Below are 6246 nucleotides of genomic sequence, written 5' to 3' on the forward strand. Positions count from 1 at the left end.
TGGCACCCGGCCGCGGCGGGCCGGGCCGACGTCGTCCTGGTGGCGGTGGCCGGAGGCGCGGTCGCTGCTGCGCTGACGGTGGCTGCGGTGTGACGGGGGCTCAGGCCGCCGCGGTGGCGAGGGCCACGGCAGCGAAGTGGCACCCGAAGCCCACGACCGTCAGCACGTGGAAGATCTCGTGGAAGCCGAACCACCGGGGGCTGGGGTTGGGGCGCTTGGTCGCGTAGACGACGGCCCCGACGGTGTAGGCCAGGCCGCCCGCCGCGACGAGCCAGACGACCGCGGGCCCGCCCAGGTCCCAGAAGTCCGGCAAGAACCACACCGCGACCCAGCCGAGGGCGATGTAGACGGGCACGTAGAACCATCGTGGCGCGCCGAGCCAGAACACCCGGGCCAGGAGGCCGGCCAGGGCTCCGGCCCACACCACCAGGAGCAGGGTGCTGCTGGTCGAGCTCGGCAGCAGCAGGACCGCGAGCGGGGTGTAGGTCCCCGCGATGATGAGGAAGATGTTCGTGTGGTCCAGCCGTCGCAGCACGCCGGTGACCCGAGGGGACCAGGTGCCCCGGTGGTAGATGGCGCTCGTGCCGAAGAGCAGGATCGCGCTGACGCCGAACACCGCGTTGGCCACGACCGCGGCACGGGTCGGCGACACGACGACGAGCACCACCGCAGCGACCAGGACGACGGGAGCCATCCCGGCATGGATCCAGCCACGCAGGCGTGGCTTGACCGCGTCTGCGATCGCCTCGGCACCCATGGAGCCCTCCTTCGTCTGGTTCATCGGCACGACGTCGTCTCTCCGGTGGTCGCCCACCGTAGTTACGGGGCCGTAGGTTACTACGCCGTAGGTACCTGGCCTGCCTGCTGTCGCGGGATCCTTGGCTGTACGGTGACCGACGGTACGTCCGCTCGGCTCCGCCCACCCACGCCCGAGGACCGCTGCATGCACCTGCCTCACCCGCTCTACGGCCTGTACGAACGTCGCCTGGCCGCCTCGTTGCCCGCCGACGGTCGCCCCCGGCACATCGGCGTCATCCTCGACGGCAACCGCCGGTGGGCGCGCACCCTGGGGGAGACGGCCTCGACCGGGCACCGGCGGGGCGCGGACAAGATCGCCGACCTGCTCACCTGGTCCGAGGAGGTCGGGGTCGAGGTCGTCACCCTCTGGATGCTCTCGACCGACAACCTCTCTCGCTCGGCCGAGGAGCTCACCGAGCTCCTCGCCATCATCTGCGACGCCGTGGCCGATCTCGCGGCGACCCGACGCTGGCGCATCCAGGTGATGGGTGCGCTCGAGCTGCTGCCCGAGGACGCCGCAGCCGCCCTGCGTGGCGCCCAGGAGCGCACGGCCGACGTCGAGGGGCTGCACGTCAACGTCGCGGTCGGGTACGGCGGGCGTCGCGAGATCGCCGACGCCGTCCGCTCGTTGCTCCGCGAGCACGCGGGCAACGGCACGACCCTCGAGGAGCTCGCCGAGGGCTTCGACGTCGAGCACATCGCCGAGCACCTCTACACCAAGGGTCAGCCCGACCCCGACCTGGTGATCCGCACCTCGGGGGAGCAGCGGCTGGGCGGGTTCCTGCTGTGGCAGTCGGCCCACTCCGAGTTCTACTTCTGCGAGGCCTACTGGCCGGCGTTCCGCCGCGTGGACTTCCTGCGGGCCCTGCGCTCCTACGCGGCTCGCGAGCGACGGCTCGGGCGCTGACGCGGCCAGCGACCGCCGAGCAGCGCTGCGCCGTCCGGGTGGTGCACCGGGCCCCTCGGTGACTGCGTGATGAACATCTCGCATCACGGCGCGTGTCGTGGTGGACGCACCCCGATCGCGGCGTAGCGTCCGGCGACAACGGGTGGCAACCGCCGCCCACGGGAGGCCAGCCCATGGAGCACCAGCTCCGGGAGGAGGGCCGGTCCCCGGCCCGGCCGGTCGACCGTCCCCACCCAGCACCCGAGCGTCGGCCGCGCGCCGGCGTGAGGTAGCCAGCCCGGCGCCGTCGCGCCGAAGGGAGCCCGCCGTGGTCACCACCACTCGCACGTCGACCGGTACGGAGCAGGACCGGAGCAGCGAGGAGGGGCCGCGCACGTACGTGCTCGACACCTCGGTGCTCCTGTCCGACCCGCGGGCCATCCTCCGCTTCGCCGAGCACGCCGTGGTGCTGCCGGTCGTGGTCATCACCGAGCTCGAGGCCAAGCGGCACCACGCCGAGCTCGGCTACTTCGCGCGGTCGGCCCTGCGCATGCTCGACGACCTGCGGATCAGCCACGGGCGGCTCGACGAGGCCGTGCCGGTGGGCGATCTCGGCGGGACGCTCCGGGTCGAGCTCAACCACGTGGACCCGACGGTGCTGCCCGCCGGGTTCCGCCTCGGGGACAACGACACCCGCATCCTCGCTGTCGCCAAGAACCTCGCCGACGAGGGGCACCTGGTGACCCTGGTGTCCAAGGACCTCCCGCTGCGGGTCAAGGCCTCGGCCGTCGGGCTCGCGGCCGAGGAGTACCGGGCCGAGCTCGCCGTCGACTCCGGCTGGACCGGGATGACCGAGATCCAGGTGCCCGAGCAGCAGATGGCCGCGATGTGGGAGGCCGAGGGTCTCGACCTGGCCGACGTCGATCTCACCGGGCAGGACGTCGGGCCGCTGGTGTGCCACACGGGGGTGGTCGTGCAGTCCCCGCGCGGCTCGGCGCTCTCCCGGGTCACGGCCGACAAGCAGCTGCGGCTCGTCCGCGGCGACCAGGAGCTCTTCGGGATGCACGGTCGTAGCGCCGAGCAGCGCATCGCGATCGACCTGCTCCTCGACGAGGAGATCGGCATCCTGTCGCTCGGCGGTCGTGCCGGGACGGGCAAGTCGGCCCTGGCCCTGTGCGCCGGGCTCGAGGCCGTGCTCGAGCGGCGCAAGCACCGCAAGGTGATGGTCTTCCGCCCGCTGTACGCCGTCGGCGGCCAGGACCTCGGGTACCTGCCGGGCTCCGAGGCCGAGAAGATGAACCCCTGGGCCCAGGCGGTCTTCGACACCCTCGGCGCGCTGGTGGCCCCCGAGGTGGTCGAGGAGGTCATGGAGCGCGACCTGCTCGAGGTCCTGCCCCTGACGCACATCCGTGGACGCTCGCTGCACGACGCCTTCGTGATCGTCGACGAGGCCCAGTCCCTCGAGCGCAACGTGCTGCTCACCGTGCTGTCCCGGATCGGCCAGGGGTCGCGGGTGGTGCTCACCCATGACGTCGCGCAGCGGGACAACCTGCGGGTCGGGCGGCACGACGGCGTGGCAGCGGTCATCGAGGCGCTCAAGGGCCACCCGCTCTTCGCGCACGTCACCCTCAACCGCTCCGAGCGGTCGCCCGTCGCGGCACTGGTGACCGAGATGCTTGAAGGGATCGAGGGCTGACCTACGGCCCCGTGTCCTGAGGGGCTGCCGGTCGGCCGTCGAGCACCTCGCCGTCGGCCGGCAGCCCGTCGGTGCCGTCGGGGCGACCGCCCCGCACCGCCCACGGCAGCCCGACCGCCCGCGAGACACGAGCCACGTCGCAGCGCTGCACGTGCAGGTGCGGCTCGCTCGAGTTGCCCGAGTTCCCGCACCGCGCGACCACCTGCCCTGCACGGACCTGCTGCCCGGCGCGCACCCCGAGGCTGCCCCGGCGCAGGTGGGCGTAGACCACATGGCTGCCGTCGGCGAGCCGCAGGACCAGGTGGTTGCCCAGGACCGGTCCGGGGCCGCCCAGCTCGCGGACCACGCCCTCGATCATCATGAAGGCGACCGCGAGCCAGGTCGACCGGCTGCGGTGGTCGCGGTAGCGGTCCGAGGTCCGGGAGACCACGCCGTCCGCCACGGCGTGGACGGGTTGGTCGAAGGCCGGGTAGTCCGTCGGGGGCCGCATCGCCCGTCCCTGCCCGAAGGTGGGCCGAGGGTCGTCGGCGGGGGTGTGGACCAGGTCGACGGCGTAGGTCTGCCCGTAGCCGTGGGTGCCGTGGCTGGGCGTCTTGGTCGCCGGGCTGTTCAGGGCCTCCCAGGGCCCCTGCACGGGGGAGTCGAGGAGCAGGGCGGGGACGTCGAGCCGTCGGGGCAGCAAGGTCGCGGCCAGGAAGAGGGCGACCAGCAGCAGCCCCATCAGTGGCAGGAGGGGGGCCCACGGCACGTCGAGGGACGGGCCCGCGAAGACGGCCACCAGGGCGACGAGCACCAGAGCCGGGTTCATGGCCACGGCGGCGAGGCGGGCGCGACGGGGGACGGCGACCCGTGCGGCGCTCATGCCGGCGCTGCCGCGGTCAGCACCACGAGGAGCGGGACCACTCTCGCCTCGGGAACCTCGTAGCGACCCCGCCCTGCCGAACGGAGCCAGCCCGCCGCGACCAGAGGGCGCAGGTGGTGGTGCAGCTGCCCCGGCGTGCCCAGGCTCTCGAGCGCGGCGAGTCCTGCCGTGGCGCCGTTGCCGCGCAGCACCTCCTGCAGCACGGTCAGGCGGACGGGGTGCGCGAGAGCGTCCAGGCGCGGCGCCCGGAGGGTCCAGTCCTCCTCGAGGAGCCCTTCGGTGGTCGAGCCCTCCTGCCAGGCGTACCGCGCCCCGGAGGGCAGCACGACCTCGCCGGTGAGCAGGACGCCGCCGGGGTCCGGGAGTCGCTCCCGCAACCCGTTCAGGGCCCAGAAGGTCGGGTCGGGGTCCGGAGGGGTGGCTATGTCCTCGGGCTGCGACGGTGCCTCGAGGGCTGCGACGCGGGCCTCGAGGTCAGCGAGGCGGGCGGTGAGGTCGGAGGTCATTCTCCGATAGTACGTACTTACGTAGAAACTGTCTGCCGCTGCTCCCACGGCGGTCGCATGAGCCGCTCGAGGGGACCGACCGGCCCGGGACCGGCGTCCCGCCTCAGCCCGGTCCACAGGACCGCGAGCAGCACCGCCCCCGAGGTCATCATGACGGCCAGGGGCACCTCCAGACCGAACGTGTGGAGGTGCGGGCGCTCGGGCACCAGGTGCAGCACCACCAGGTGGGTCGCGTAGAGGGTGAGAGCGAGCCGTCCCGTCGCCACCAGGGGCCACAGCCATGAGGCCCGGGCCCCGGCCGCCAGGAGGCACAGCCCCAGCACGGCGACGGCTGCGGCGGTTCCGCCCACGAGCCACAGCGGCATCTGGCTGTGCGCCGTCATCAGCACCAGGTGGTCGAAGCCGGCCGGGCTCGTCGGCAGGCCCAGCTCTGCGACGAGCAGCACCGAGAGTCCGATCGAGGCCAGCGCGCCACCGGTGCCCGCGAGCACCAGGGCCCGCTGCACGCGGGTCGCCCCGAGGTCGAGCCGACCGAGGGCGAGGCCGAGCACGAAGGGCGCAGTCCAGGTCACCAACGGGTACGGGCCGGTCAGCACCAGCCGGTCCAGGGTGTCCAGGAGGTCCGGGGCCGCCCCGGCGTCGTCCCGCACGTACTCGCGTCCCGTGGCCTGCAGCACCAGGAGGACCGCGAGCGGACCGAGGAGCGCGAGCGACGCCGAGAGGAGCGCGAGCCACCGGCTGCGGACGTGCACGAGCCCCAGGGCCAGCAGGAAGAGCACGGCGTAGGTCGGCAGGATCACCTGCGCCCGGTGGTCGAGCATCCCCAGCAGCACACCGAGGGCCAGGAGGAGGGCGGCGCGCCACAGCAGCACGCCGACGAGGTCCCGCCCTCGCCGCCGCCGCGTCAGGAAGGTCATGCCGACCCCCGCGAGGAGCACGAAGAGCAGCGAGGCACGCCCGTGGGCCAGCGTCCAGGCGGTCGTCGCGGCTCCCTCGAGATCCTTGGGACCGCTGTTGACCAGGAGCATGCCGACGACGGCGACAGCCCGCGCGACGTCGATGCCGACCAGGCGGGCGGGCTGGCGCGGGACGTCGATGCCGACCGCGGGCTCGACGGGGGGCGTCTGCGGCCGCACCTCGGCCGTCCGGGGAGTCGGGAGAGCCGGAGAGCGGCCCCGGGCCCTCGTCGCCGGAGGGTGGGCGACGGCCGGCGAGGGACGTCCGGGCAGGGGGGAGCCGCTCCCGGCTGCCGTCCCGAGCCCTGCGTGCCTCACGAGCCCTCCGATCCACGCCTGTGCTCGACGATAGGCGCCGGAGCGGCGTCCGGCGCGCTCTGCGGCTCGCCCGGGTGTGGCGTGCCGTGGCCTGCGGGCACGTAGCGTGGGCCCGAGCCGACCCGAGGGGGACCTCCGTGCACCGTCGACGACCCGCGCCCGTCACGTACCCGACAGCCCAGCAGGACCGTCGTCCCCCACCGCGGCGCGGCCAAGTCGGGGGC

Annotated in this window: 6 protein-coding genes; 2 read left to right on the forward strand and 4 right to left on the reverse strand. The window is 73.7% G+C overall.

Annotated features, from left to right (window positions below; all coding sequences use genetic code 11):
- Positions 1-100: 100 nt before the first annotated feature.
- The gene (locus L0B03_RS12560; protein WP_250446234.1) at positions 101-781 is read right to left on the reverse strand and encodes a hemolysin III family protein; all 681 of its coding nucleotides are present in this window, start codon (positions 779-781) and stop codon (positions 101-103) included.
- A gap of 162 nt (positions 782-943) precedes the next feature.
- Here L0B03_RS12560 and L0B03_RS12565 point away from each other — a divergent pair, with 162 nt between their 5' ends.
- Together L0B03_RS12565 and L0B03_RS12570 are read left to right on the forward strand one after the other, a co-directional pair.
- Positions 944-1705, forward strand: a complete 762-nt coding sequence (locus tag L0B03_RS12565) for an isoprenyl transferase (RefSeq protein WP_250446236.1) — start codon at positions 944-946, stop codon at positions 1703-1705.
- 307 nt (positions 1706-2012) lie between these two features.
- Entirely contained in the window at positions 2013-3380 is a 1368-nt protein-coding gene (locus L0B03_RS12570) for a PhoH family protein (RefSeq protein WP_374204946.1), read from the forward strand.
- Position 3381: 1 nt separating this feature from the next.
- Here L0B03_RS12570 and L0B03_RS12575 read toward each other — a convergent pair whose 3' ends face one another.
- The 3 genes from L0B03_RS12575 to L0B03_RS12585 are packed head-to-tail and all read right to left on the reverse strand — an operon-like array spanning position 3382 to position 5884.
- Positions 3382-4242 carry a M23 family metallopeptidase gene (locus tag L0B03_RS12575; RefSeq protein ID WP_250446239.1) on the reverse strand — a complete coding sequence of 287 codons (861 nt, stop codon included), beginning with the start codon at positions 4240-4242 and terminating at the stop codon, positions 3382-3384.
- Positions 4239-4748, reverse strand: a complete 510-nt coding sequence (locus tag L0B03_RS19360) for a helix-turn-helix domain-containing protein (protein ID WP_284501746.1) — start codon at positions 4746-4748, stop codon at positions 4239-4241. The genes L0B03_RS12575 and L0B03_RS19360 overlap by 4 nt, the downstream gene beginning before the upstream one ends.
- 17 nt (positions 4749-4765) lie before the next feature.
- Positions 4766-5884, reverse strand: coding sequence for a heparan-alpha-glucosaminide N-acetyltransferase domain-containing protein (locus tag L0B03_RS12585; protein ID WP_250446243.1), 1119 nt, complete (start codon positions 5882-5884; stop codon positions 4766-4768).
- Positions 5885-6246 lie beyond the last annotated feature (362 nt).

Origin of the sequence: Actinotalea sp. C106 (assembly GCF_023630195.1) — a bacterium.
GTDB lineage: Bacteria > Actinomycetota > Actinomycetes > Actinomycetales > Cellulomonadaceae > Actinotalea.

Bases quoted from the DNA above. Each gene is read 5' to 3' on its own strand.
- L0B03_RS12560 (WP_250446234.1), bottom strand. From the start codon at position 781: ATGAACCAGACGAAGGAGGGCTCCATGGGTGCCGAGGCGATCGCAGAC.
- L0B03_RS12565 (WP_250446236.1), top strand. From the start codon at position 944: ATGCACCTGCCTCACCCGCTCTACGGCCTGTACGAACGTCGCCTGGCC.
- L0B03_RS12575 (WP_250446239.1), bottom strand. From the start codon at position 4,242: ATGAGCGCCGCACGGGTCGCCGTCCCCCGTCGCGCCCGCCTCGCCGCC.
- L0B03_RS19360 (WP_284501746.1), bottom strand. From the start codon at position 4,748: ATGACCTCCGACCTCACCGCCCGCCTCGCTGACCTCGAGGCCCGCGTC.